The following is a 26,721-nucleotide window of genomic DNA, read 5'->3' on the forward strand; positions in this document are numbered from 1 at the left end:
CCCGATTCGACCTTGACCACCGCGGGCCGCAAGGGGCGTTGAAAAAGGTTCGTATTGCCTCCCTTGTTTACGATGCGGGTCTGTTCGGGGGTGCGTCCGGTCACGTAGGGTGCGCGAGTGCCCCTCCTGCTCCTCGATCTCGATAACACCCTGCTCGATCGGGCCGGGACGTTTCGCGCGTGGGCACAAGACTTTCTGGCGGAGATCGGGGCCCCGCCGGAAGACCTCCAGTGGCTGCTCTCCATCGACGCCGACGGTTTGACCGACCGGTGGGACGTGGCCGACGCGATCCGTGACCGCTACCGGCTGCGCGTCTCCTCCATCGACCTCGTCGACGAGCTCACCGAGGGCCTGGTGGAGCGGCTCACGCTCGACCCGTTGGTGGCCTGCGCGCTGCGGATCGCCGACGACTCGGGCTGGGTGCCGGTCGTGGTGACAAACGGGACGACCCGGCAGCAGGACATCAAGATCCGGCGGACCGGCCTCGACCGCTACGTCGCCGACTGGGTGATCTCCGAGGATGCCGGGGTGAGCAAGCCCAACCCGCGCATCTTCGCGATGGCCGCGCAGCGGGTGCGCATGCGCTTGCAGGGTGCCTGGGTGGTCGGCGACAGCCCGGAGGCCGACATCGGCGGCGCGGCCGCGATGGGGCTGCCGAGCGTGTGGCTGCACCGGGGGCGCAGCTGGATGGAGGAGCGTTTTCGCCCGACGCGCACGGCCGAGGGCATCATCCCGGCCGTGGCGACGGTGCTGGCCGCGGCCGGGGTAGCCCGGTACGCGTAAGGCCTACTGCAAGTAACCCTCTACTTCGGACTTCGGGCGGCTCTGCGTGGCCTCCGGGTCGTGGCCCGCCTCGCGCGCGGCGCGGCGCTGGCGCAGCAGATCCCAGCACTGGTCGAGCGACTCCTCGACCTCGCGCAGCCGCGTCCGCTCGTCGTCGGACGAGATCTGGCCCTTCTGCACCTGTGAGCGGAGCCGGTGCTCCTCCTCGACCAGCTTGTGGATCTCGGACAGGATCGTCGTGTCTTCCATGACCATGAGCCTACGAGAGTCCGGCGGCCCGCCGGTGGCTCAACGCTCGGTAGCCGGGTCGGCCTCGGGCTCTGTGGCCCCGGGGTCGTCGCCGGCCGCCGGCCCGCCGCCGTTCGGCGACTCGGCGGCCTCGGCCGGCTCCGCCCCGTTCGGGGTCGCGGTGATCGCGGCCGGCGGGCGCCACGCGGAGTCGGGCGTCGGCGTGGCCGTGGGGACGAACGGGAGCGTGACGCTCACCTTGGCGTGTCCGCGGTGCGCCACGACCGCGGCCCGGTGGTAGTCCTCGATCTCGCGCAGCAGCTCCTCCCGCTGGTACACCGTGCCGTCGACAAGTGGACCCGGCCGGCGCTCCAGCACCGCCACCACGTCTTCGCCGGTGAGCGTCTTGTGCGTCTCCAGCGCGTGGGCGAGCGTCAGGATCTCGCGGCGGTTGGCCTTGAGCAGGTCGACCACGCGCTCCAGGTGGGCGGTGAGGTTGTCTTCGATCCGGTCGGCCAGGGCGCGGCGCGCCACGTCTTCCGGGTCTTCGCGGTTGCCCGGGCCACGGCCGCCGGGCGCGCCGGTGCCGATCTGGGCCGACGTCGCGTACGACGAGATCGTCGAGCCCATGCCCCAGAAGCCCTCCATCTGCGTGGCGACGATGGTGGCGTGCTCCAGGTCGCCGGAGACGCCGGAGGAGCTGTCGCCCTCGAAGAACATCCGTTCGCCGGCGAGCGACGCGAGCGAGACGTAGATGTCCGCCTCGTGCTCCGTGCGCCACCGGTTGAACTGGTCCTCCGGCTTGATGCTCGCCACCATGCCGAGGTACTCGGCGCCCTTTTCGATCGTCGCGATGTCGATCTCCATGTGGTAGCGGGTGCGGTACGCGGCAACCGCGTGGCACGCCTCGTGGACCGCGACGGCGTGCCGCTCGCGCTCGATGTACTCGACGTCTTCTGGCGGGCCGAGCTGCTTGAGGCGCTTGGCCTGCATCACGTCGCGCCACTCGATGACCTCGCGGTCGTCGCGGATCGCGGTGATCAGCGCCTCGTTGACCAGATCCTTGATCGTGGCGCCGGTGGCGTACGGCGTGATGACCGCCAGCTTGTCGATCTGCTCCTCGGTCAGCTCGTGCCGCACCTTGTCGAAATAGCCTTGGTATGTGCGCATCCGCCCGGCCTTGCTCGGGTAGCCGACCTTGTAGATCCGGTCGATGCGGCCCGGCCGCAGCAGCGCCTCGTCGAGCGCCTCCGGCAGGTTGCTGGCCATCACGGTGAGGATGCGGTACTTCGGCGGCGGCTTGGGGCGCATGCCGAGCAGCCGCCGCACGTAGCGGTTGACCAGGCCGCGCGGCTTCTTCAGGCCGGACAGCTCGCTGAGCAGGGCCTGTAGCGTGCCCATGTCGCCGCCGCCACCGCCCATCATGTTGCCCATGACGACCCTGTCGCGCCCGGCGCCCGGCTGGTCCGGCGCCGGGCTGGCGCTGGCCATCGCCATTTGGGTGAGGCGCCACTGGGTGTCCTTCGAGAGGTACGAGAAGCCGTGGCAGCCGTCGCCGAACACGGCCGGCCGCAGACCGCGCGGGAACCCCGGCCCGCCCTGCGCGAGCGCGCCGCGGCGGCCCAGCGAGTCGGCCTCGTCGAAGAAGACGATCACCCCGCCGTACCGGAGCGCGAGCTTGCGCAACTTGCGGAAGAGCGACTTGACCTTGAGGATGCCGACGCCCATGAACATGTTGGTGAAGGCGCCCGGGTCGACGAACACGTACGGCCGGCCGGTCTCACCCGCCATCGCCTCGGCCATGAGCGTCTTGCCCGTGCCGGGCGGTCCCCACAGCAGGATGCCGCCCGGTACGTAGCCGCCCTTGGCCTCGATCGCGTCCGGCTTCTCCAGGAAGAGCAGGTTTTCCCGGATGCGGTCGAGCACGTGGTCCTGGCCCCAGACGTCGGTGAAGCGGGTCTTGATGTCGTCCGGGTAGTACGTCTCGATGCCGCCCCGGGACAGGAACCAGAACAGCGCGACGAACTGGAGGATCAGCACGAACATCAGCAGCACGATCTGCACGATCAGCGGCAGGAACTGCCAGATGAGCGCCGGTGCCTGGAAGAGCGCAAGGAACGGTGAGGTGTCCAGCGCGGCGCCCGCCACCAGCGCGAACACGACGATCCAGAACGCCCACTTGATGGCCCGCGCGATGCGGAAGCGGGTCCAGTCGCTGAGCCGCCGGTGGGTGACCCGCTCGATGCCGCCGAAGAAGCGGTGCGTCCAGAAGTGGTGGTAGCCGCTCCACCGTTCACTGATCAGGAAATGGATCTGCCGGAGCACCTCGATGCCGATGAGCACGAAGATCCAGATCGAGTCGCGCGCCTCGATGCGGGCCGCGTCGTCGAACGGCAGCAGCGGGTTGTCGGCCATTGCGGCCCAGACCAGGATCAGCCACAGCAGCGCGAGCAGGATGACGAACTTGACCCGGTCCCACATCGGCAGCTTGGGGCGGGTGGGCCGGCGGTCGTCGCGCGGTCCTTCGTCCGGCGGGCGGAGGCCCTCGACGGGAGCGACGGTGTCCTGCTCTTTCATGGTCAGCTCCTCACGGTGAAGGACGTGACGACCTCTTGGATCTCGTCCATGCGGTCCGCGTAGCAGCCGGCGGAGCAGCGGAGGAAGAGCATGTAGAGAAGACTCGCGTCGTCGTTGACCAGCGCTGTCAGGTCGAACGTGTGCAGCTGCCCCAGCAGCGCGTAGTTGAAGACGACCCGCACGCCGTGCAGGCCCTTCTCCGGGGTGATGACGTCATCCTTCAGCAGCTCGAAGTCGGTCAGCGTCGAGCCCGCCGCCGCGGCCGCTTCACGGGCGTCTTCGGTGACCGGCATGACCGCGTTGCGCAGCGCGTCGAACGAGACACCGTCGCTCTGCTCGGGGAGCAGCCGCTCGACCTTCGCCCAGGCCACCGGCTCAGGCGTGGGAAACAGCCCGTACACGTGGGAGACGGCGGGCTCGTCGTCCGCGTCGTACGCCACGGTCCACATCAGCTGATCGCGGATCTTGGCGGTGGCGGAGTCGGGGTCGGCGCCGGCCGCCCACTGGTCGAGCGCCTTCTGGTCGACCTTGCTCCAGGAGCTCGGCACCTTGAAGTAGGTCTGCTGCTCCGAGTTCTTGACGTACTCGTACTGGGGGGCGCCGCAGGCTCCAACGAGCAGCGCGACCGCGGCGAATGGGATTACCAACCGTTTCACCAGCATCGCGCCCCCTGTCGGTAGGCCCAGCGTGCTGGTCAGTATGGATCGTTACTGTTACGAGACATAGCGTTCGAAGGGATCTATTTGCCGGCTCAAAAGGCTATGCCCCGGCCGCTGTCCACGGCCGGGGCATTTCTGCTCGTTTAGCTTAGCTGGCCAGCATTTTCCGCAGTACGTACTGGAGGATGCCGCCGTGCCGGTAGTAGTCGGCCTCGCCCGGGGTGTCGATCCGCACCACCGCGTCGAACTCCACACCGGCGTCGGTGGTCACCTTGACCGTGCGCGGCGTGGTGCCCTCGTTGAGCCGCTCGACGCCCGTGATGGTGAACGTCTCGGTGCCCTCCAGCCCGAGCGTCTCGGCGGTCTCGCCGGTCGGGTACTGAAGCGGGAGCACGCCCATGCCGATGAGGTTGGAGCGGTGGATCCGCTCGTACGACTCGGCGATGACCGCCCGCACGCCGAGCAGCATGGTGCCCTTCGCCGCCCAGTCCCGGGACGAGCCGGAGCCGTACTCCTTGCCGGCCAGGATCACCAGCGGGATGCCGGCCTCCTGGTACGCCACCGAGGCGTCGTAGATCGTGGTCTGCTCGCCGGTGAGGTGGTTGACCGTGAAGCCGCCCTCGACGCCCTCGACGAGCTGGTTGCGCAGCCGGATGTTCGCGAACGTGCCGCGGATCATCACCTCGTGGTTGCCCCGGCGGGAGCCGTACGAGTTGAACTCGTGCCGGGCGACCCCGTGCTCCGCCAGGTACTTGCCGGCGGGCGAGTCCGGCTTGATCGAACCGGCCGGCGAGATGTGGTCGGTAGTCACCGAGTCGCCGAGCCGGGCCAGCACCCGCGCCCCCGCGATGTCGGTCACCGGGGTCGGCTCCGGCGCCATGCCCTCGAAGTACGGGGGCTTGCGCACGTACGTCGAGTCGCCGTCCCACGAGAACGTGTCACCGGTCGGCGTGGGCAGCGACTGCCACCGCTCGTCGCCGGCGAAGACGTCCGCGTAGTCACGGGTGAACATCTCGCTCGCGATCGCCTTGGCGATCACGTCTTCGATCTCGGTGGGGCTCGGCCAGATGTCGTTGAGGAACACCGGCTGCCCGTCCGAGCCCAAGCCGAGCGGCTCGTTGGCCAGGTCGATGTCCATCGTGCCGGCCAGCGCGTACGCCACCACGAGCGGCGGCGACGCGAGGTAGTTCATCTTCACGTCGGGGTTGATGCGCCCCTCGAAGTTGCGGTTGCCGGAGAGTACCGACACCACGCTGAGGTCGGCCTCGTTGACCGCCGCCGAGATCGCCTCGGGCAGCGGGCCGGAGTTGCCGATGCAGGTGGTGCAGCCGTAGCCGACCAGGTGGAAGCCGAGCTTTTCCAGGTAGGGCGTGAGGCCGGCCCGCTCGTAGTAGTCCATGACCACTTTGGACCCGGGAGCGAGCGTGGTCTTCACCCACGGCTTGCGGTTGAGTCCTTTGTCGACCGCGTTGCGGGCGAGCAGCGCGGCGCCGAGCATCACCTGCGGGTTGGAGGTGTTGGTGCACGAGGTGATCGCGGCGATCACCACCGCGCCGTGGTCGAGCTCGAACTCGGTGCCGTCTTCACCGGTCACCCGCACCGGGTTCGAGGCGCGACCGTTGGCGCCCGCGGCGGCCGAGATGAGGTCGCGCGGCTGGTCGGCGGGGTCGTCCACGTGGCCGTAGGTGGGCGGGTCGCTGGCCGGGAAGGACTCCTCGGAGGCCTCGTCGGCCGAGCCGCTTTCCTGCACGTAGCTCGTCAGCGCGCCCCGGAACAGCGTCTTCGCGCTGCCCAGCGGCACCCTGTCCTGCGGGCGCTTGGGGCCGGCGAGCGAGGGCTCGATCGTGGAGAGGTCGAGCTCCAGCCGCTCCGAGTAGCTCGGCTCGGTGTTGGGGTCGTGCCACATGCCCTGCCGCTTGGCGTACGCCTCGACGAGCGCCACCTGCTGCTCGCCGCGGCCGGTCAGCTGGAGGTACTTGATGGTCTCCTGGTCGATCGGGAAGATCGCGACAGTCGACCCGTACTCCGGCGACATGTTGCCGATCGTGGCCCTGTTGGCCAGCGGCACGGCGGCCACGCCCGGACCGTAGAACTCCACGAACTTGCCCACTACACCGTGCTTGCGCAGCATCTCGGTGATCGTGAGGACGAGGTCGGTGGCGGTGGTGCCGGGAGGTGCCTCGCCGTGCAGCTTGAAGCCCACCACGCGGGGGATCAGCATGCTGACCGGCTGGCCGAGCATCGCCGCCTCGGCCTCGATGCCACCCACACCCCAGCCGAGCACGCCGAGGCCGTTGACCATCGTGGTGTGCGAGTCGGTGCCGACGACCGTGTCCGGGTAGGCCTGGCCACCGCGCTCCATGACGGTGCGCGCGAGGTACTCGATGTTGACCTGGTGGACGATGCCGGTGCCCGGCGGGACCACCTTGAACTCGTTGAACGCCGTCTGTCCCCACCGCAGGAACTGGTAGCGCTCGCGGTTGCGCTGGTACTCCAGCTCGACGTTGCGCGCGAACGCGTCCGCCCGCCCGAACAGGTCCGCGATGACCGAGTGGTCGATGACCAGCTCGGCCGGCGCCAGCGGGTTGACCTTGGCGGCGTCGCCGCCCAGGTCGCGCACGGCCTCGCGCATCGTGGCCAGGTCGACCACGCAGGGCACACCGGTGAAGTCCTGCATCAGCACGCGCGCGGGCGTGAACTGGATCTCCACGCTCGGCTCGGCGGCGGGATCCCAACCGCCGAGTGCCCGGATGTGGTCGGCGGTGATGTTGGCGCCGTCTTCGGTGCGGAGGAGGTTTTCGAGCAGGATCTTCAGGCTGTAGGGCAGCCGTTCGTGCCCGTCCACCTTGTCGACCGCGAAGATCTCGTAGCTCGCGTCACCGACGTCGAGCCGGTCCTTGGCACCGAAACTGTCGAGACTCGCCACGTCGTACTCCCTCCTGCCGTGTCGTCCACTGACCAGTCTTTCGCACAGGGGTGCCCGCCGCTGCGGTAAGGCAACCCTTAGAAACCGTACGTCCGTCTTGTTGCCGACCCCAGCCTACCTTGCCGTCGCGCCGGCGTCGCCCCGGGGTTGTTTTGAAGATTTGAGCTACCCGACGTCCGCCGTGGTCTATGCCGTTGCTCCTGCGGACTCACCGTTCGCTGTTGGTTGCGGTTACCCCTTAAACCTCTGGACCATCAGGAGGGCGCGGGCGCGTGGTGGGCCGTGCCGCCGTCGGTTTCGGGCGAACGATCATCACGCGGGTCAGGCTGCGCGGCCGTCTAACGCAGCGTTAGCGAATCGGGTGAGACATAGCGACCAACCACGACGGTCACCAGTCACAGCAACGGATCGTGGTACGGAATTGCCCCCAGAGGGGCAAACAAATACCACGATCTTTTGAGGCGGCGCCCATCAGGTTTGGACAAGCGGACAAATCAGCGGAGATCTTCCACTACTCAGCGCAACAGCCGGCCGGCGCGCCCCCACCCCACCTCGCCTGCCACCCATCCTGATGGTCCGGAGGCTTGGAAGGGGTAACCGCGACCCCAAAACCAGGGTGAGGCCGCGGGAGCAACGGAGAGCGACCACGACGGACGCCGCGGTAGCTCTAGAAAGGACTCCAAGGCGCGTTGGCGCCGCAGAGGATCAGGCACGGGTGGTCGCCGGGGATGTCGCCGGCGAGCCAGGCGGCGAACGGAGCCGCCGCCGCCGGCTCGACCGCCAGGCGGAACTCGTCCCACAGGCGGTCGCGGGCGGCGAGGATGCGCTTGTCCTCGACCAGGGCGAGGTGCAGGTTGGCGTCGCGGAGGATGGCGTACGGGATGCGGCCCAGCCTCGTCGCGCCCAGTGCGGACGCGGCCACCGAGTCGACCGGGCTGTCCACGGGTTCGCCGGCGGCGATCGCGGCGTGGAGGCAGGCGCAGTGCTCGGGTTCGACGCCGGCGATCGCGGTGCCGGGTGGGGAGGCCACCGCGATGCCGGAGATGAGGCCGCCGCCGCCCACCGCTACCGCGACGGTGTCGCATTCGGGGGCTTGGGTGGCGATTTCCAGCGCGATGGTGCCCTGGCCGGCCACCACGTCCGGATCGTCGTAGGCCGGCAGGTAGCGCAGGTCGTCGCGGGCGGCGTGTGCCCGTGCGGCGGCTTCGGCCTCGGCGTACCGGCTGCCGTGGTAAACCACGTCGGCCCCGGTGGCGGCGATGCGCGCGGCCTTGTCCGGTGGGACGGTCTCGGGCACGTAGATGGTGGCGCGGACGCCTAGCCGGGCGGCGGCGGTGGCGACCCCGATGCCGTGGTTGCCGCCGGAGGCGGTGACGACCGGTGCGGCCGCGCCGGAGCAGAGCAGCGCGTTGAGCGCGCCGCGGACCTTGAACGAGCCGGTGAGCTGGAGGTGTTCCAGCTTGAAGGTCACCGGCCGTCCATCCACGACGGCGGGAAAGACGGGCGTGCGCCGGATGTACGGCCCGATCCGCCCGGCGGCCGCCGCGATGTCGCCGGCTACGGGCAGTACCAACTCGATCACTTCAGGCACTCCTTGCAACATCTTGCAGAATCTTTCTGCAAGGGCTAGCGTGCGGGCACCCCGCGAACCCAGGAAGGCCGTCGATGAAACGCACCGTCCTGCTGTCCGTCGCCGCACTCCTCCTCGGCACCGCCCCGGCACCAGCCCAAGCGACCACACCACCACCAGCCAAGCACGAGATCACCACGAAAGCCGAGCAGTTCTACTTCATGCTTCCCGACCGCTTCGCCAACGGTGACCCGCGCAACGACCGCGGCGGGTTGGCGGGCGACCGGCTCGCCACCGGGTACGACCCGACGGACAAAGGGTTCTACCACGGTGGTGACCTGCGCGGCGTGATCGACAAGCTGGACTACATCCAGGGGCTGGGCACCACCGCGATCTGGATGGCGCCGGTCTTCAAGAACCGGCCCGTCCAGGCGGACAGCGCCGGCTACCACGGCTACTGGATCACCGACTTCACCGACCTCGACCCGCACTTCGGCACGAAGGCCGACCTGCGCGAGCTGATCCGCAAAGCACACGGGCGTGGCATAAAGGTCTACCTGGACATCATCACCAACCACACCGCCGACGTGATCCGGTACGCGGAGGACCGGTACGGCTACGTCGACAAGGCGACCGAGCCCTACCGGGACGCGCGGGGCCGCCCTTTCGAGGACCGCAACTACGCGGACGGGACGCGGACGTTTCCCGAGGTCGACCGGAACGCCGGCCCATACACCCCGGTCTTTCCCACAAAGGCCGACGAAACAGTCAAGGTGCCGGCGTGGCTGAACGATCCGACCATGTACCACAACCGGGGCGACTCGACCTTCTCCGGTGAAAACAGCGAGTACGGCGACTTCTTCGGCCTCGACGACCTGTGGACCGAGCGGCCCGAGGTGGTCGAGGGCATGACGAAGATCTACGCCGACTGGGTCACCTCGATGGGCGTCGACGGCTTCCGCATCGACACCACCAAGCACGTCAACATGGACTTCTGGCCGCGCTTCGTCGACGGGATCGACAAGGTCGCGGGCGACGGCTTCTTCATGTTCGGCGAGGTTTTCGACGCCAACCCGGCCGTCACCTCCCGCTACGTCCGCGAGGGTGAGCTGCCGGCCACGCTGGACTTCCCGTTCCAGGAGGTGGCCCGCGGCTACGCGGCACAGGGCGCGCCGGCGCGGACGCTGGCCGACCTGTACGCGGCCGACGACCTCTACACCGCCCGCGACACCGGCGCGACCCGGCTGCCCACGTTCTTGGGCAACCACGACATGGGGCGGATCGGCTCGTTCGTCGCCGGCGGCGGCACCGACCCCGCCACCCACCTGCGCCGGGACGTGCTCGCGCACGAGCTGATGTTTCTCACCCGCGGGCAGCCGGTGATCTACTCCGGCGACGAGCAGGGCTTCACCGGGCCGGGCGGCGACAAGGACGCGCGGCAGGACATGTTCGCCTCGCGCACGCCCGACTACCTCGACGACGACCTGCTCGGCACCGGACGCACCCACGGCACCGACCAGTTCGACACCGCCCATCCGATCTACCGCGCCATCGCCGACCTGTCCAAGCTGCGCCGCGACCACCCCGCGCTGCGCGACGGTGTACAGGTCACCCGCCACGCCGACGACGGCGCCGGCGTCTTCGCGTTCTCCCGCGTCGACCCGCGGGAGCGGGTCGAATACATCGCGGCCGTCAACAACGCCACCACCGCGCGCACGGTCACCGTCGACACGTGGTCCAGCTCTTTCACGACGGTGTACGGGCAGGGGAGCGCGACCGGTGGCGGACGACTGACCATCACGGTGCCACCGCTGTCCTCCACCGTTTTCCGCGCTACCGCGCCGATCCCGCCCGGCGCCGCCCCGACGGTCGCGCTCACCGCGCCGGCCGCCCCGGTCGCCGGCCAGGCCGAGGTGGTGGCCGAGGTCACCGGTGACCCGCTGGCGACGGTCTCGTTCGAGGCGCGGGTGGACGATGGTCGGTGGACGGATCTCGGCACGGCCCGGCGCGCGCCGTACCGCGTCCGCCACGACCTCGACGGCCTGCCCGCCGGCGCGAAGCTGGAGTACCGGGCGACCGTCCGCGACAGCGAGGGGAGGACGGCGTCGGTGCGGTCCCGGGCGAGCGTGGCCACACCCCCGCAGGGTGGCGGCCGCGACTGGCTCGTCGTGCACTACAACCGCCCGGCCGGTGGGTACGACGACTGGGGCCTCTACGCCTGGGGCGACATCGACCCGGCCTGGCAGACGCAGTGGCCGGCCGGGCAGCCGTTCGCCGGCGAGGACGAGTACGGGCGGTTCGCCTGGGTCAAGCTCAAGCCGGGCGCGAAGAGCGTCGGTTTCCTGGTGGTCAGCGAAGACGGCGTCAAGGATGTCGAGGCCGACCGGTTCGTCGACGTCACCAAGCACGGCGAGGTGTGGCTGCGCCAGGGCGACCCGGCGGTCGAGACGAGCCACGACAAGCCGCCCGTGGAGGAGGGCGTGGCGATCCTCCACTACAGACGGCCGGCCGGAGACTACGACGGCTGGGGGCTGCACGTGTGGGACGGCGCCGCCAGCCCCACCGACTGGGCCAGCCCGCTCCAGCCGGCGTCGCGGGACGCGTTCGGCGTGACGTTCGAGGTGCCGCTGGCCGCCGGTGCTGGCGGGCTGAGCTATATCGTCCACAAGGGAGACACGAAGGACCTGCCGGATGACCAGCGACTCGACTTCGGCAGCGCGGGGCGGGAGGCGTGGCTGCTGGCCGCGACCCCGCGGCGGCTGCTTCCCGTGCCGGTGACCGCCGGCGGCGACAAGGACCTGTCCAAGGCGCGGGCGCACTGGATCGACAAGGGCAGCGTCGCCTGGCAGATCCCGTCGACCGACGGCAAGCGGTACGAGCTGGCGGTCGCGCCGGCCGGCGGGCTGTCCATCGTGGACGGCGAGCTGGCCGGCTCGTTCGCGCGGATCCCGCTCACCGCCCGGCGCAACGGGCTGACCGAGAAGCAGCGCGACAGGTTCCCGCACCTGTGGCAGTACACGGTGCTCGGCCTGTCGAGGAAGGACCAGGCGAAGGTCGAGGACCTCCTGCGCGGGCAGGTCGTGGTGACCGAGCGCGACCACGAAGGCACGCTGCTCGCCGCGACCGGCGTGCAGCTCCCCGGCGTGCTCGACGACGTCTACGCGGGCCGGGCCACCACGGCCACGCTCGGCCCGACCGTGAAGGGCGACCGGGCGACGCTCGCGGTCTGGGCGCCCACCGCCCGCTCGGTGTCGCTGGAGCTGTACGACACCCCGTCGGGCAGCCCGAGCGTCACGCCGATGCGCCGCGACGGCAGGTCCGGGGTGTGGTCGGCGACCGGCCCGTGGAAGGGGAAGTACTACAAGTACCGGGTCGAGGCGTGGCAGCCGGCCGCGCAGCGGGTCGTCACCGCCTCGGTCACCGACCCGTACTCGGTCGCCCTCGCGGCTGACTCGACGCACAGCCTCGTCGCCGACCTGGCTGACCCGGCGCTCAGCCCGGCGGGGTGGGAGCGGCTGCGCAAGCCCGCGCCGGTGCCCGCGACCCGTACCCAGATCACCGAGCTGTCGATCCGCGACTTCTCCATCGCCGACGAGACCGTGCCTTTGGCGCAGAGGGGCACCTACGCGGCCTTCTCCGGCGGCGCGGGCGCGACCCACCTCGCCAGGCTCGCGGACGCCGGGGTGACGCACGTGCACCTGCTGCCGGCGTTCGACTTCGCCACGATCCCGGAGCGCCGGGCCGACCAGGCCACACCGCCGTGCGACCTGCCCGCCCTGCCGCCGGACTCGGACAAGCAGCAGGCCTGCGTCGCCGAGGTCGCCGAACGCGACGGCTACAACTGGGGCTACGACCCGCTGCACTACACCGTGCCGGAAGGCGGGTACGCGGTCGATCCCTCGGGCGCCGCGCGGACCCGGGAGTTCCGGGAGATGGTCGCCGCGCTCAACCGCGACGGCCTGCGGGTCGTGATGGACGTGGTCTACAACCACACGTCGGCGTCCGGTGTGGACGACCGCTCGGTGCTCGACCAGATCGTGCCCGGCTACTACCACCGGCTGCTGGCGGACGGCGCGGTCGCCAACTCCACCTGCTGCGCCAACACCGCACCCGAGCACGCGATGATGGGCAAGCTGGTGGTCGACTCGGTGGTCACCTGGGCCCGGCAGTACAAAGTGGACGGCTTCCGCTTCGACCTGATGGGCCACCACCCGCGGGCCAACATGCTCGCGGTGCGAAAGGCGCTCGACGGGCTTACGCCGAGGCGCGACGGCGTGGACGGCAAGGCGATCCTGCTCTACGGCGAGGGCTGGGACTTCGGCGAGGTGGCCGGGGGAGCGCGCTTCACGCAGGCGACACAGGCCAACATGGCCGGCACCGGCATCGCCACCTTCAACGACCGCCTGCGCGACGCGGTGCGCGGCGGCGGCCCGTTCGACGCCAACCCGCGGCAGCAGGGCTTCGCTTCCGGGTTGTACACCGATCCGAACGGCGACCCGGTCAACGGCTCCACCGACGAGCAGCGCCGCCGCCTGCTGCACCAGCACGACCAGATCAAGGTGGGGCTCACCGGCAACCTCGCCGGTTACCGCTTCACCTCCTCGTCTGGTGCGGTGGTCACCGGCGCGCAGGTCGACTACAACGGCTCGCCGGCCGGCTACACGGCGGCGCCCGGCGAGGCGGTCACGTACGTCGACGCGCACGACAACGAGATCCTGTACGACGCGCTGGCGTACAAGCTGCCGCAGGCGACCGGCCCGACCGACCGGGCGCGCATGCAGGTGCTCGCGCTCGCCACGGTCGTGTTCGGCCAGGGCATCGGCTTCGTGACCGCCGGCTCGGAGCGGCTGCGCTCGAAGTCGCTCGACCGCAACTCGTACAACTCGGGCGACTGGTTCAACCAGATCCGGTGGGACTGCGCCGGCGGCAACGGCTTTGGCGCCGGGCTGCCGCCGGCCGCCGACAACCAGGACAAGTGGCAGTACGCCCGCCCGCTGCTCGCCGATCCGGCGCTGGTGCCGGACTGCGCGGCGGTGGGGCTGGCCGAGGCGCGGTACGCCGAGCTGCTCCGGGTGCGGGCCTCGTCGCCGCTGTTCTCGCTCGGCACGGCGGCCGAGGTGCAGAAGAAGCTGTCGTTCCCACTCTCCGGGCCGGGGGAGACGCCCGGCGTGATCACGATGGAGCTCGGCGGCGGCGCGGTGACGGTGGTCTTCAACGCCACGACCTCTACCGCCACCCAGACGGTGCCCGGCATGCGCGGGGTGGACGCCGCGCCGCACCCGGTGCTGAGGCGGTCCGCGGACCCGGTGCTGCGGACCGCCTCGTACGACCGCTCGACCGGCACCTTCACGGTGCCGGCGCGCAGCGTCGCGGTGTTCGTGCGTTCGTAGCCGGAGCGGTGCCTACGGGAGGCGGGGTCCGCCCGCCTCCCGCTGGGCGGCCAGCCACGTCTCGACGTCGGCCGAGCGCCTCGGCAGGCCGTCGGAGAGGACGACCGCGCCCTCCGCGGTGACCAGCACGTCGTCTTCGATGCGGACGGCGATGCCGCGCAGCTCGGCGGGCACGAGTTCGTCTTCGGGCTGGAAGTACAGACCGGGCTCGACGGTCAGCACGTTGCCCTCGTCGAGCTCGCCCTCGCGGTACTTCTCCTTGCGGGCCCGCGCGCAGTCGTGCACGTCGATGCCGAGCATGTGCCCGAAGCCGTGCAGCGACCACCGGCGGTAGAGCGTCGAGTCCTTGTCCATCGCCTCGTCGACGCTCACCGGCAGTACGCCCAGCGCGTGCAGGCCCTCGGCGAGCACCCGCATGCAGGTCAGGTGTACGTCACGGAAGGCGACGCCGGGCTTGATGAACTCGATGCCGGCCTGCTGCGACGCGTACACGATGTCGTAGACCTGCCGCTGGAGCGGGGTGAACGTGCCGGAGACCGGGACCACGCGGGTGACGTCGGCCGTGTAGAGGTGGTGGCCCTCCACGCCCATGTCCATCAGCAGCAGCTCGCCGGGGACGGTGGTGCCGTGGTTGCGGATCCAGTGCAGGATCGTGCCGTTCGCGCCGGCACCGACGATCGAGCTGTAGCCGACGCCGTTGCCGTCGTGGCGGGCGCGCAGGCCGAAGACGCCCTCGACGAGCCGCTCCGAGACGCCCCGGTCGGCCGGGAGGATCCGGGCGACGTCTTCGAAGCCGCGGACGGTCGCGTCGATCGCCGCGCGCAGCTGGGCGATCTCCCACTCGTCCTTGACCAGCTTGAGCTCGGAGATCACCCGGCCCAGCTCGGCGTCGCGGGCGCCGGCCTCCTCGGTGTCGTACGGCAGGACCGCCGCGTCCACCACCGGGTCGAAGCCGCGCAGCACGCGGGTGCGCCCCGGCGGGCAGTCGGCCAGCGCGGCCGTCAGCTCGGACAAGGGCGCGGTGCGGATGCCCAGCTCGGTGGCCTTCTCGTCGAGCGTCTGGCGGCGCCCGACCCACAGCTCGCCGTCGCGGCTGCGGAAGAACTCGTCGCTTTCCCGAGGTGCGCGGATCTTGGTGTAGAGGACCGCGTCGCCGCTCGGGTGCAGGATCAGCACGCTGCCGGGGTCGTAGTCGCCGGTCAGGTAGGCGAAGTCGCTGCCAGGCCGGAAGGGGTAGTTGCTGTCGTTCGCCCGCACCCGCTCGGGGCCGGTCGGCACGACGATGATCTCGCCGGGGAAGGCCGCGGAGACGGCGGCCCGGCGGCGGGCGTGGTGGGCGGCTTGTGGCCGCTCGGGTACCGGCACGGCGTCGTCGCGCCAGCCGGTGCGCATGAACTCCAGGAGCTGTTCCGGATAGTCCGGGTCGTGTGATTCCGTCCTCGGCTTCTCGTCGCTCATCTCTTGACTCTCCCGTAATCCCGGATTCCCAGCGTCTGACGTTACCCGGTGCCAGAATGGTGCATATGTGTGGAATTCTGGCCTTCTTCTCCACCCGGGGCGATGCGGGCGCCCACCGGGACGCTGTCGCGGGCGCGCTGGAGTGCCTACACCATCGCGGGCCGGACGAGACCGGCGTCCAGGTCGTGGACGACGACGCCGTCTTCGCCCACAAGCGCCTGTCGATCATCGACGTGGAGTCGAGCCACGAGCCGCTTCCGTACGCCGACGGCCGCTACCTGCTGACCTTCAACGGCGAGATCTACAACTACCTGGAACTGCGCGAGGAGCTGATCCGCGACTGCGGCGCGATCTTCAAGACCCAGGGCGACGCCGAGGTGGTCGTCGCCGGCTACCACCACTGGGGCGAGCGGGTGCTGACCCGCCTGCGCGGCATGTTCGCGTTCGTGATCTGGGACCGCCTGGCCGGGAAGGCGTTCGGCGCCCGCGACTACTTCGGCATCAAGCCGATGTACTACATGGACACTCCGGACGGCGTCTACCTGGCCTCGGAGAAGAAGGCGCTGCTGGAGCTGGCCGGCCCGCTCCCCGTCGACGCGGCCAGCCTCTCGCACTACCTCACGCTCCAGTACGTGCCCGAGCCGCGCACCCTGCACGAGGGCATCCAGCGGCTCGGCTCCGGCGAGCTGTTCCGCTTCACGGCGGCCGGTGGCGTCGAGGTGGAGCGCTGGTACCGGCCGGTGTTCCGCCCGGCGCCGGTCGACGAGGAGCAGAAGGTGTACGACCGGATCCGCGAGACGCTGCGCGACAGCGTGCGGGTGCACATGCGGGCCGACGTGCCGGTCGGCGCGTTCCTGTCCAGCGGCATCGACTCGACCGCGATCGTGGCGCTGGCCCGCGAGTTCAACCCGAACATCCTGACCTTCACCGTGGGCTTCGACGTGGACGGGTACTCGGAGATCGGCGTGGCCCAGGACTCGGCCCACCACCTCGGTGTCACCACGATCCCGACGGTGATCGGGCCACAGGACATGATGGACGCGCTACCCAAGATCGTCTGGCATCTGGACGACCCGGTCGCGGACCCGTCGCTGGTGCCGCTCTACTTCGTCGCGAAGAAGGCGGCCGAGCACGTCACGGTGGTGCTTTCCGGCGAGGGGTCGGACGAGTTCTTCGGCGGATACACGATCTACCGCGAGCCGCTGTCGCTCAACTCGGTCCAGCGGCTGCCCGACCCGATGCAGCGTGGCCTGCGCGCGGTGTCCCGGGTGATCCCGCAGGGGGTCAAAGGCAAGAGCTTCCTGGAACGCGGGACGACGCGGATCGAGGACCGGTACTACGGAAACGCCCGGATGTTCGCCGAGGCGGAAAAACGCGAGCTCATGCGCCGTAACGACGGCTCGGTGCGGTACACGGACGTGACGGCGCCGATCTACGCCGAGTGCACCGACCTCGACGACGTGACCAAGATGCAATACGTCGACCTGCACACCTGGCTACGCGGAGACATCCTGGTCAAGGCGGATCGGATCTCCATGGCGCATTCGCTGGAGGTGCGCGTGCCGTTCCTCGACAAGGAGGTCTTCGAGGTCGCGTCCACGCTGCCGGTCGAGCTCAAGCTGCCGCCGCGCTCCACCGCCACGAAGTACGCGCTGCGCCGCGCGCTCGACGGCGTCGTGCCGCCGCCCATCGTCAACCGGCGCAAGCTCGGTTTCCCCACGCCGACCCGGGTGTGGCTGCGCGGCGAGATGTACGAGTGGGCCCGGCACCTGCTGGCCACCTCCGGCGCGGGCGAGCTGCTTGATCTTGGCTACGCGCAGAACCTGCTGGAAGAACACCGCCGCGGCGAGGCCGACCACTCCCGCAAGGTGTGGACGGTGCTGGTCTTCTGCGTCTGGCATGGCGTCTTCGTCGATCGGTCCATCGACCCGGGCATCGAGCGGAACCCGTCCGCCCTCCTCGCGAAACCCGCCCTTCGAGCGACGGTCTAGGGGCGTGTGCTTAGCTCCGTCTGGCTCAGACCGCAATTTGGCGGGTTCTGAGGTTTCATCTCCAGGTAGTACGGTGAAAGTTTCCCTAGGTTCCCATAGAGGAGAGTCGAGTATGGAGGCACCGGCGGTTCGCCGTGCCGAGGACCGGACCTTGATCAATTCAGGGTCCACCACGGACGACCAGACGCGGGTCAGCAACAGCGAAGCGCCGTGGGACGAGTTCGACGCCGACGCATATTGGGAAAACAACTACAGCACGCTTCGTGACGACGACGAAGACATCCTCAAGCGGGTCGCGGCCTACTTCGCGGCGAACCCGCCGGTGGGTGCCCGGCTCGGGCCGGTTACGCGACTCTGGCACCGGCTCCGCCGCCGCCCGGCTCCGGTCACGGCCGTCGGCCTCGACGTCGGTCCCGGCACCAACCTCTACCCCGCCCTCGCGATGTTGCCGTACTGCCGGCGCATCACTCTGTGGGAGTACTCCGCCGCCAACGTGCGGTGGCTCCGCAGGGAGCTGCGATCGTTCCGGTCCACCTGGGACGTCTTCTGGAAGCACGCGATCCGCACGCGCCGGCCGTCCGGCGGCGCCGGGCCGGTCCCCGTCGTCGACGACCCGCGCTCCGCGCTCACCCGGCGGGTCGACGTCCACAAAGGCAGCATCTTTGATCTGCCCAAGGCGCGCTTCGACGTCGGCACCATGTTCTTCGTCGCCGAGTCGCTGACCACCGACCAGCGCGAGTTCGAGCAGGCGACGCGGGCATTCCTCACAAGCCTCAAACCCGGCGCGCCGTTCGCCGCCGCCTTCATGGAGGGTTCTGTCGGCTACCAGGTAGGCGCATGTCATTTTCCCGCGGTTCCCGTTACCATCGGACAAGTCAAGGAGTTCTTGACCGGCCTGGCTCCTGACCTCGAGCTGCATCAGGTTCTCAGTGAAAAGCCGCTGCGTGAGGGCTATCACGGCACGATGATCCTTGCTCTGGGTACGGCGTCGAAAAGCTGACGGATACGCCCTGCGGGACGGTGGTCGCGACATATGAGGATGCAGCCGCGGCAGCAGCTACTTGAGGTGTGGCGGGCGACCGCGCGATCGTCCCTCCAGGACGGTAAGTGGACATGGGGCGGTCGTGACCGGGCCAATTCGATCAGCGACGCGGAGCAGTTGCTCTGCCTGATGACACCGGCCACCTCGGTCGAGTCGTTCGGCATCGACCAGCCCAACGCGACCGACGATGACGTCGCCACGGCGCTGCGCCTGCTCGGCGACCCGGTCGAGGTCCCGCAGCGGCTGGTCCGTGTCCTGACCGACTACATGGAGCGCTATACCGATCCGGCCGGCACGCCCATCTTCTCCGGTGACAGCTACTTCCGCAGCTCGGCGCCGGACCAGGAGCCGACCCACGCGCAGGCGGCCCTCGACGTGGTCGACTCGTTCGCCATGTCGGTGACCCTGGCGTTGGCCACGATCGGTTTCCTCCGGGTGTTCCGTGCCGAGTTGCTGCGCCGGGAGGATATCCGCGGCGAGGTCGACGCGCTGGAAAAGCTGGCCAGCACGCGGCTGACCGCCGCGATGGTGGGGTTGTTGCGCAGCTTCACCGTTTCGGTGTTCGACGCCGACTCCAGGGCCGGCCGTGCACTGGTCCGCACGGCCAACCAGACGGGCCTTCCCAGCCGCCAGGTCGTCGACTCGGTGCGGCGAGCCCTCCGCCAGGTCAGCGCCACACTGCGCGAGGTCACGATCGGTTCCGGTGCCCAGCAGGTGCTCGACCTCGACAACCCCAACCGTCTCTTCGAGTGCGGCTGGTCCTGGGGCATCGTCGCCAACGCGCCGAAGATCAAGCTTGACGATCCCGACGTAGACATCGGCGAGCAGGCCGACGGCGTCGCACAGGAGGCCCCCTACCTCTACTTCACGGTGGTCGCCCTCGACGGCATCGCGGCCCTCTTCTCCGAGCGCACCCGCATCCTGGGCCTGCTCAACGAAGAGCAGCAGCGGCTGTCCCGGGCGCTACAGATCCGGTGGGACCTCACCCAGCAGTACTGGGCGACGATCGCGTCGTTCGATCCGGTGCGCTGGCCGCTGGAGGACATCCCGTGGCGCACCACGGACGAGATGGAAAACGACTACCTGAGTCTCCTGGTAAGCGCGGTGACGGTCCAGGAGCTGGAGAGCCGGCGGGGGTCCGATGTGGATCTCGAGCGGGTCGGCCGGGTCCTGGAGGAGTTGGCCAACCGGGGTCGTGTCACGCGACGGCCGCTGGCGCGCGATGCGGCGGTCAGCCTGCACGCACCAGGCTTCACCTTCGAGCTGGAGGGGAGCGAGGAGCTGGGCGGGCCCCGGCTCACCTGGCTCGCGTCCGACTACTCGCCGCTGCTGCTCAAGCGCACGCTCCAGGTGGCTGGTCTGGTCCGCGACCCCGACCTGCGTGGACGGCTGCTGGCCCAGGCCGACATGGTCTGGGATCACCTGGTCAAGCGGCGCCTCACCGACGGCAACGGCCGTGACCTGTGGGACCGGCCGGCCGGGGCGTTCGAGTCGGTCACCGGCGGCGACGACGCCCCTTCGTGGTACTACACGGAGCGCGTCGTCGAGTGCTTGGTCACCGCGGCCAACCTCGTCAGTCGTTCACCGCTGCGCAGTGAGCGGCTCACCGAGTTGGCAGGTGAGCTGCTCAACGAAGCAGACCACCTCTTCGACCAGGAGCTCATGGGTGGTGGCGGTGACGCCGGCCCCGCGTTGCGGCACGCACTGCAAAACGCCCGGGCCAGCCTGCGCCGGGCCCGCCAGCTGCTCAGTGACCGGCCGGGCACGGCGTACGTGCTCGCCAGCGACGTGCTGCGCGAGCTCGACCGACTCGCGGCCGCGCGGCAAAACGTGTTCGAGGCGGACTGAGTGCTTGTCTTCGCGACCTCCGACAAGGGCGGCACCGGGCGGTCGGTGACCAGCAGCAACGTCGTGTACCGGCGTTCGCTGCAAGGCAGTGACGTCTGCTACCTCGACTTCGACTTCGGCTCGCCCACCGCCGGCACCATCTTCAACGTCGACGGCGCCATGCGCGGGGTGCGGACCGGAAACGGGCTCCACTCGTACATGCTGGGTCGTGTCTCGGACCCGCTGGCGCTCGACATCTGGACCGACTCCGACCGGCCCAGCCTCCGGCACCGCCCGCCCGGCGCGGGGCGGTTGGTGCTCTACCCCGGTGACGCCGGCGGCAGCGAGTTCTCGATCGACGGCGACGTCGTCAAGCGGTGCATCCGGCTGCTCCGCCGGCTCGACGAGGAGTTCGACCTCTGCCTGCTCGACCTGAGCGCCGGCCGGTCGTACGCGACGGAGATGGTGCTCGCCGCGACGGCGGCGCCGGAGATGCAGTCGGTGACCGCCCGCTGGCTGGTCTTCCACCGCTGGACTCGGCAGCACATCATCGCGGCCAACGGCCTCGTCCACGGGCAGCGGGGGATCATCGAGGTGGGGCGCGACCGGGGCCACGACCCGCAGCGGCTCAGCGACGCGATCCGCTACGTCCGCACGGCCGTCGTCGATCCCAACTCCGAGGAGCTCGCCGGCCTCCGTTCTTCCCAGGTGGCCTGGCTCCGCGACTGCAACCGCGACCTTCAGGAGTTGGCCAGCGCGCGCAAGGTCGGACGCACCACGATGCTCGGCGCGATCCCGCTGGATCCGGTGCTTCAGTGGCGCGAGCAGCTGATCTCCGACAACGACGTGTACGCCCGGCAGATCGCCAACCGGGATACCGTCGACGCGTTCGAGACACTCGCGAAGCGCCTGACCGAAGATGCGGCTTGGGTGACACTCTGATGTCCGCCGACGCCATCTTCCGGGAGGCAGCGGCGGAGCGGCGGGTCAAGCGGGTGCCTCTCTCGCACCTCTCGATCGAGCTCGGTCACCTCTACATGGAAGACTTCGTGCAGGGGCCGGAGCGGCTGCGCGAGCTTTTCCGCCGCGTCGTCCCGTGGACCGCCGCCGCGCGCCAGACCTGCGCCGACAGCCTGCCCGGCAAGCGACCCCGGATCAGCACCTGCTTCCTCGTCGACGACTATTTCACCCGGTTCAGGTCGCCGGCGGCCGTCGTGCCGGATGTGCTCGAGCTGGCCAGGGAGAGCGGCCTCGAGATCGACTACCTGGCGCGCGAGTCAGGCTGCGCCAAGGCCGACGGCGTGCCGCTCGCGCGCCTGGTCGAGGGGCGAATCGTGCCCGATCCGCCGCCGGACACCAACGGTGCCCGGCCCCCCATGACCGAGTCGGGCTGGCTTTCCAACGGTCAACGGTCGCCGGTCAGCGGCTCGCCGGAGGCCATGGGGAGCGTCATGAAGTGGCATCCGCCGGTGCAAAACGCGGCCAACCGCCATTCGGTCTTCGTCGACATCGAGCTGTGGGACGAGGGCCGGGGCGGTCGCACGTGGTCGTGCTCGTTCCTCGCGGCGGTGTGGCAGCTGCTGCGTCTCGGCATGCTCCGCAACGAGGGCGAGCCGGTCGCCGTGCCGCAGCCGTGGACCGAGGAGTGGCCGGACGACTGGGACGAGCTGCCCGCGGTGATCAAGGTCAATCCGACCGCGGCGCCGTTCAGCGCCTACGCGACCATGTCGGTCCTGTCCAGTCGCTTCCTGCCGATCGAGATTGGCGTGCGGACCATCCTCAGCCAGGTGTGGCCGGATCAGGACGTCATCCGGCAGCTGCGCGAGTCGGCGGAGCGAGACGGCGTGCGGCTACCCGCCAACCTGGTCGACCGCCTCTCCTACGCCTTCACGTGACCGGCTCGGCCGCCAGCCACAGCTCCTCGAACTGCTTGATCAGGTCGTTGACCCGGCTGACCCGGCGCACCAGCCGGGTGTTGACGATCGTCGGCTTGGAGTCGCCCTCCATGCGTGAGGCGGGCGTCGTCTCGTAGCTGATCACCCGGTCGAAGAGGACGAAGTCGAACAGGGAGCTCTTGCGCAGCCGCGGGTTGGCCGACGGGTCGAGGATCCGCACCTGGATGCCGATCTCCTCCTGGCGGGCACACACGGTCCGGAGACCTGAGTCCTTGGTCAGGCCGGGTTGGTCGACGATGAAGACCCGGCGAACCGCCACGTCGCGGCGGATCGCGTCGCGCTGCGCCTCCAGGTAGCGCTGGCCCAGGTCGCTGTGCCAGAGGCCGTCGTCGGTGAACCGGGCGCCCCCGGCGTCCACTGTGGTCAGGCTTGTGGCATCGATCGTGGAGTTGGCGGTGCGGGCCAGGCCGAGCAGCCAGTCGCGGTCCTCCCCGTCGTATGTGACGTCGGAGCCGGCACCGAACTCCCGCAGGAACGCCGACATCCGCGCGATCTCCGACTGGGCGAACTCGTAGACGATCGCCGGGGAGGTGACGTCGATTCGTGTGGAGTGGCGCACCAGTTGCGTCACGAGGTCGGTGCGGATAGCGGACGCCTCGACAAGGCCGAATAGCTCGGTCGCTTCGTTGATCTTGGTGAACTTCTCCTCGACCGTCCGCGCGACCGCGGTGAACCGCTCGCGGACCGACGACTCGGTCTCGGACGCGTGGCGGGTCAGCCCCGCCTCGACCGCGGAGAGCCGGTTGTCGAACTCGACCAGGAAGTCGACGACGAGGGTGACCCCACCTACGAACGCGCCCAGCAGCACCGCGTAGATGTCCGGCTGGTCGGCGAGGTTGGTCACGAAGTAGGCGATGCCACTGGTGAGCAGCGTGAGCCCCACTTTGCGCAGGATCCGCCCCCGGACGTCGCCCCTCGTCATGAGCTACCCGCGCCCGCCACCGATTCGCTCAGCATGACTATCGTGCCGGCCGCCAGCTGGTCGCGGATGCGGTTGACCGAGGCCACCCACTGCCGGGTCATCCCCGGTCGTCGCTCCAGTGCCTCCCAGACGTCGCGATCGACCCGCGCGGCCGGCATCCACAGGTGGAGCAGGTGGTCGATGGCCGGGCCGAACTTGCGGACCACCTGGGCCCGGTCGACCGCGCCGATGTCGCTCCCTTCGATCAGCGACTGGAGGCAGGTCAGGAGCCAGTCGTGTAGCGCGATGTCCGCACACACCTCGGCGATCGCGGCGGTGTCGCGGCTGTCGCCGCGCAGGCGCAGGGTGCGCAGGCCACGCTCCTCGATCGCGAACAGGACCAGGTGCTCGTCGTCACCGTCGATCGCGGCCCAGCGCAGGTGCGTTCGCTGCGTGCGAAGCGGCGCCTTCTGGTCCAGTTCGGACGATGTCTGCACCTGATGCATGACCTCGGTGCACATCGCGCCAAGGTCGAGGCTGTCCGGCGGATACGCCTCCGAGAGGAAGCCGTCGGCCAGGTCGGTGGAGTCCACTTTGCCCAGCGCCTCCACGATGCCGGGGCGGGTCAGGTAGTGCGGCCACGAAAGGCGGCGGTCGGTCTCGCTGCAAATCACCCTGGTGAACGCGGAGCCTTGCAGCACGTGCCCCCCGGTGATCGCGGCGCGGGTGACCACGGTGCCGATCGCGCGGTGTCGGGCCTTGGACGCGGCCACGAGCTTGCAATCCACGCCGCGAAGCACGTCGGGAGAGACCGCGTACGGCAAGGGGCGGGCCGATCGTCGGACGCGCTCGCCCTCCACGAGGCGGAGCACGTGGGCGGATCGGCCTGGCGATACCGAAGTGGAGTTTCGCAAGAATCCGGTGTGGACTTCGCCGAGGGTCAGCATCGCGCCTCCAGCGACCGGGGGACGATGCATCGATTGGACCGCACGTTGTGCGGTTTGCGCAACCTAATGGGCACTCTGCGTATTCCTCGATCGAGAGATGACGGTTAATGTCGAACGGTGACCCCACGCCAGGCAGACGTCCTCGTTATCGGCGCCGGCGTCTCGGGCCTGACGACCGCCGTGTGTCTGGCCGAGGCCGGCTACATGGTCCGGGTCCGCGCCACCCGGCCCCCGCTGCACACCACCTCTTGCTCCGCGGGGGCGCTCTGGGGACCGTACCTCGTGGAGGACGACCGGGTCCTCACCTGGTGCGAGGAGACCCGGCGAGCGATGGAGCGGCTGGCGGGGGAGGAGACCGGCATCCGCATCGCCACCGGCGTCGAGGCATCGAAGACCACAATGGACCCTCCGGCCTGGGCGCGGGCCCTCGACGGCTTCGCGATATGCGGGCCCGATGACCTTCCCGAGGGCTACCTGACCGGGTGGCGATACACGGCGCCGACCGTGGACATGCCTACCTACATGGCCTACCTCACCCGGCGTTTCCTGGAATCCGGTCGCGGCGCGCTGGAGACCGGTGTGCTTCGCTCGCTCGCCGACGCGGCCACGCTGGCGGAGGTCGCGGTCAACTGCACAGGTTACGGCGCGCATCAGCTCGTGCCGGACGCCCAGGTCACGCCAGTTCGTGGCCAACTCCTCGTCGTCGACAACCCGGGCATCGAGCGGTTTTTCGCCGAAGCCGAGGTGGCGGTCGACGGTGCCGACCCCACCGAGCTGACCTACATCCTCCCGCATGGCGACCACGTGGTGCTCGGGGGCACGGCGGTCCCGGGGCGGCACGACGTCAGCGAGGACGAGGCGGCCGCCGAAGGCATCCTGCGGCGGTGCGTGGCGGTGGAGCCTGCCCTGGCGGGAGCGACTGTCCGCGCCAGCCGGGTGGGCATCAGGCCGAGCCGCCGGCACGTAAGGGTCGAGCGGGTCGACGTCGACGGGGCACACGTAGTGCACAACTACGGGCACGGCGGGTCGGGTGTCACCCTCTCCTGGGGATGTGCCGCCGAAGTGCTGCGCCTGGTTCGGGAGGTCGACCGCAAACCGGGCCCGGTGCCGAACTCGGCGCCGGGCCCGGACGGTGAAGCGGTGGTTACGCCACCGAACAGCTGAGTGTCGGTGCCGTGTTGGGCCCGTTGGCGGTGAAGCCGAACGTCGTCGACGCGCTCGCGTTCAGCGCGCCGTTGTAGTTGGCGTTCCGCACCGTCAGGTTTGGTGCCGTGCCGGACAGCGAGCCGTTCCAGACGCTCTGGACGCTCTGGCCCGACGCGGTCGTCATGCCGACGGACCAGCCGGAGATGTTGGCCGTGCCGCTGTTGCGGACGGTGACCTCACCCTGGAAGCCGCCGTTCCACGAGCTGACCGAGCGGAACGTCGCCGAGCAGGCGCCGGTACCCGGACCGGGGCCGGGGTTACTGGTGGTCGGGCCGGGCGTCGGGGTGTCCGGCGGGCCGGTGGTGCCCTGGCCGGGGCCGATGCCGGTGACCTGGCCGTTGCCGCCGTCGAAGGTGACGTCGGAGCAACCGAAGAAGTTTTCGGCGCTGTCCGAGCGGACCCAACGCGAGTAGATGATGTGGCGGCCGCTCTTACCCGACGGCAGGTTGCCGGAGAAGTAGTAATGACCGTCGTTGGTGCCCACCGCACCGCGCTGGGGCGGGTTGGTGACCGTCAGGAACGGCGTGGACTCCAGGTCGCTCCAGGCCAGCGGACGCGTGGGGCTCCAGTTGTTGTTGGTCACGTAGAAGTAGAACGTGCCCGGGTGGTGCGCCCAGTTGCTGTACCGGAACTCGATGTTCGCGCCCGCGGTCAGGTGGGTCAGCGGCCAGTCGTTACGCGCCAGGTTGTACGCCGAGAAGGTGGAGTTGCCACCACTGCACAGCTGCCCGTCCGGCACGAAGCCGGTCGTGCGGCCGGCCGCGTCGGAGCGCAGGACGCTGAACCAGTTGTACAGCGGGTTGGCGCCACCCTGGTTGACCGCGGCGGTACAGGCCGGGTTGTTGGGGATGATCTGGCCTGTGGACGAGAGGCCGTCCTTCCAGCACAGGAAGGTACGACTGCCGGGCACCATCGCGGCGCCGTGCGCCTGAGCCGCGCCGGGCGTGATAACTGTGACGATGCCAGCGGCAACCACAGCGACGGCGGCGGCAGCCGCTGCCCTGCGTAGAAGTTTCACCTTGGTCTCCCTTTCATTGCGGGTTCCGGTGACGCGTGGTGGCGGGCACCGGATTCGGGAGAGATGCAGACGGAACGCGCGGCAGGTCGGCTCGACGCACCCGTCCGATCTCGGACGCACACGCGCCTCTCACATGACCCAACCCGGCAACCGGCCCGGCGCGTGTCAGCCCTGCGCCGCCCGGCATCGACATTGCACCATGAATCGATATCCAGGGCAATAGCCGCCCGTCGATGTCGTCGC

General features: G+C 69.7%; 17 protein-coding genes. 8 read left to right on the forward strand and 9 right to left on the reverse strand.

The window, feature by feature from the left end; all coding sequences use genetic code 11:
* Positions 1-117: 117 nt before the first annotated feature.
* Entirely contained in the window at positions 118-783 is a 666-nt protein-coding gene (locus ACTMTJ_RS33620; protein ID WP_441222682.1) for an HAD family hydrolase, read from the forward strand.
* A 3-nt stretch (positions 784-786) separates the two neighbouring features.
* On the opposite strand, the gene ACTMTJ_RS33625 is transcribed toward ACTMTJ_RS33620, so the two are convergent.
* The 5 genes from ACTMTJ_RS33625 to ACTMTJ_RS33645 all read right to left on the reverse strand — a co-directional run bounded on the left by ACTMTJ_RS33625 (position 787) and on the right by ACTMTJ_RS33645 (position 8,755).
* The gene (locus tag ACTMTJ_RS33625) at positions 787-1,038 is read right to left on the reverse strand and encodes a DUF2630 family protein (RefSeq protein WP_441222683.1); all 252 of its coding nucleotides are present in this window, start codon (positions 1,036-1,038) and stop codon (positions 787-789) included.
* Between the two features lie 33 nt (positions 1,039-1,071).
* Complete coding sequence (locus ACTMTJ_RS33630; RefSeq protein ID WP_441222684.1) at positions 1,072-3,588, reverse strand: AAA family ATPase; 2,517 nt, start codon at positions 3,586-3,588, stop codon at positions 1,072-1,074.
* A 2-nt stretch (positions 3,589-3,590) separates the two neighbouring features.
* Positions 3,591-4,250, reverse strand: a complete 660-nt coding sequence (locus ACTMTJ_RS33635) for a hypothetical protein (protein ID WP_441222685.1) — start codon at positions 4,248-4,250, stop codon at positions 3,591-3,593.
* A 145-nt stretch (positions 4,251-4,395) separates the two neighbouring features.
* Positions 4,396-7,173, reverse strand: a complete 2,778-nt coding sequence (locus tag ACTMTJ_RS33640; RefSeq protein ID WP_441222686.1) for an aconitate hydratase — start codon at positions 7,171-7,173, stop codon at positions 4,396-4,398.
* 667 nt (positions 7,174-7,840) lie between these two features.
* Positions 7,841-8,755, reverse strand: a complete 915-nt coding sequence (locus tag ACTMTJ_RS33645; protein ID WP_441222687.1) for a serine/threonine dehydratase — start codon at positions 8,753-8,755, stop codon at positions 7,841-7,843.
* A gap of 83 nt (positions 8,756-8,838) precedes the next feature.
* Here ACTMTJ_RS33645 and pulA point away from each other — a divergent pair, with 83 nt between their 5' ends.
* A complete protein-coding gene (gene pulA / locus ACTMTJ_RS33650; protein WP_441222688.1) occupies positions 8,839-14,133 on the forward strand; it encodes a pullulanase-type alpha-1,6-glucosidase in 5,295 nt (1,764 codons plus the stop codon).
* Positions 14,134-14,145: 12 nt separating this feature from the next.
* Here pulA and ACTMTJ_RS33655 read toward each other — a convergent pair whose 3' ends face one another.
* Positions 14,146-15,591: an aminopeptidase P family protein gene (locus ACTMTJ_RS33655; protein WP_441222689.1), complete on the reverse strand. Its 1,446-nt coding sequence runs from the start codon at positions 15,589-15,591 to the stop codon at positions 14,146-14,148.
* A gap of 65 nt (positions 15,592-15,656) precedes the next feature.
* On the opposite strand from ACTMTJ_RS33655, the gene asnB reads away from it, so the two are divergent.
* The 5 genes from asnB (at position 15,657) to ACTMTJ_RS33680 (ending at position 22,346) form a co-directional block, all read left to right on the forward strand.
* Positions 15,657-17,582 (forward strand): asparagine synthase (glutamine-hydrolyzing), encoded by a 1,926-nt coding sequence (asnB, locus tag ACTMTJ_RS33660; protein ID WP_441222690.1) that lies wholly within the window; start codon positions 15,657-15,659, stop codon positions 17,580-17,582.
* 151 nt (positions 17,583-17,733) lie between these two features.
* Positions 17,734-18,582, forward strand: a complete 849-nt coding sequence (locus ACTMTJ_RS33665) for an SCO2525 family SAM-dependent methyltransferase (protein WP_441222691.1) — start codon at positions 17,734-17,736, stop codon at positions 18,580-18,582.
* Positions 18,583-18,615: 33 nt separating this feature from the next.
* Positions 18,616-20,472 (forward strand): SCO2524 family protein, encoded by a 1,857-nt coding sequence (locus ACTMTJ_RS33670; RefSeq protein WP_441222692.1) that lies wholly within the window; start codon positions 18,616-18,618, stop codon positions 20,470-20,472.
* Complete coding sequence (locus ACTMTJ_RS33675; protein WP_441222693.1) at positions 20,473-21,393, forward strand: SCO2523 family variant P-loop protein; 921 nt, start codon at positions 20,473-20,475, stop codon at positions 21,391-21,393.
* Positions 21,378-22,346 (forward strand): SCO2522 family protein, encoded by a 969-nt coding sequence (locus tag ACTMTJ_RS33680; RefSeq protein WP_441222694.1) that lies wholly within the window; start codon positions 21,378-21,380, stop codon positions 22,344-22,346. The genes ACTMTJ_RS33675 and ACTMTJ_RS33680 overlap by 16 nt, the downstream gene beginning before the upstream one ends.
* Here ACTMTJ_RS33680 and ACTMTJ_RS33685 read toward each other — a convergent pair.
* Positions 22,339-23,328 (reverse strand): DUF6879 family protein, encoded by a 990-nt coding sequence (locus ACTMTJ_RS33685; RefSeq protein ID WP_441222695.1) that lies wholly within the window; start codon positions 23,326-23,328, stop codon positions 22,339-22,341. The genes ACTMTJ_RS33680 and ACTMTJ_RS33685 overlap by 8 nt on opposite strands.
* Positions 23,325-24,284: an SCO2521 family protein gene (locus ACTMTJ_RS33690; protein WP_441222696.1), complete on the reverse strand. Its 960-nt coding sequence runs from the start codon at positions 24,282-24,284 to the stop codon at positions 23,325-23,327. The genes ACTMTJ_RS33685 and ACTMTJ_RS33690 overlap by 4 nt, the downstream gene beginning before the upstream one ends.
* A gap of 87 nt (positions 24,285-24,371) precedes the next feature.
* Between ACTMTJ_RS33690 and ACTMTJ_RS33695 the strand changes: the two genes are divergently transcribed.
* Complete coding sequence (locus ACTMTJ_RS33695) at positions 24,372-25,418, forward strand: FAD-dependent oxidoreductase (RefSeq protein WP_441222697.1); 1,047 nt, start codon at positions 24,372-24,374, stop codon at positions 25,416-25,418.
* On the opposite strand, the gene ACTMTJ_RS33700 is transcribed toward ACTMTJ_RS33695, so the two are convergent.
* Positions 25,399-26,478, reverse strand: coding sequence for a lytic polysaccharide monooxygenase auxiliary activity family 9 protein (locus ACTMTJ_RS33700; RefSeq protein WP_441222698.1), 1,080 nt, complete (start codon positions 26,476-26,478; stop codon positions 25,399-25,401). The two genes, ACTMTJ_RS33695 and ACTMTJ_RS33700, sit on opposite strands and share 20 nt — an antisense overlap.
* Between the last annotated feature and the right edge of the window lie 243 nt (positions 26,479-26,721).

Origin of the sequence: Phytohabitans sp. LJ34, from assembly GCF_052068095.1 — a bacterium.
GTDB lineage: Bacteria > Actinomycetota > Actinomycetes > Mycobacteriales > Micromonosporaceae > Phytohabitans.

What these genes read in the sequence shown, in the direction of transcription:
- pulA (WP_441222688.1), top strand. Translation starts at nt 8,839, where the DNA reads ATGAAACGCACCGTCCTGCTGTCCGTCGCCGCACTCCTCCTCGGCACC.
- asnB (WP_441222690.1), top strand. Translation starts at nt 15,657, where the DNA reads ATGTGTGGAATTCTGGCCTTCTTCTCCACCCGGGGCGATGCGGGCGCC.
- ACTMTJ_RS33635 (WP_441222685.1), bottom strand. Translation starts at nt 4,250, where the DNA reads ATGCTGGTGAAACGGTTGGTAATCCCATTCGCCGCGGTCGCGCTGCTC.
- ACTMTJ_RS33685 (WP_441222695.1), bottom strand. Translation starts at nt 23,328, where the DNA reads ATGACGAGGGGCGACGTCCGGGGGCGGATCCTGCGCAAAGTGGGGCTC.
- ACTMTJ_RS33630 (WP_441222684.1), bottom strand. Translation starts at nt 3,588, where the DNA reads ATGAAAGAGCAGGACACCGTCGCTCCCGTCGAGGGCCTCCGCCCGCCG.
- ACTMTJ_RS33655 (WP_441222689.1), bottom strand. Translation starts at nt 15,591, where the DNA reads ATGAGCGACGAGAAGCCGAGGACGGAATCACACGACCCGGACTATCCG.
- ACTMTJ_RS33690 (WP_441222696.1), bottom strand. Translation starts at nt 24,284, where the DNA reads ATGCATCGTCCCCCGGTCGCTGGAGGCGCGATGCTGACCCTCGGCGAA.
- ACTMTJ_RS33625 (WP_441222683.1), bottom strand. Translation starts at nt 1,038, where the DNA reads ATGGTCATGGAAGACACGACGATCCTGTCCGAGATCCACAAGCTGGTC.
- ACTMTJ_RS33670 (WP_441222692.1), top strand. Translation starts at nt 18,616, where the DNA reads ATGAGGATGCAGCCGCGGCAGCAGCTACTTGAGGTGTGGCGGGCGACC.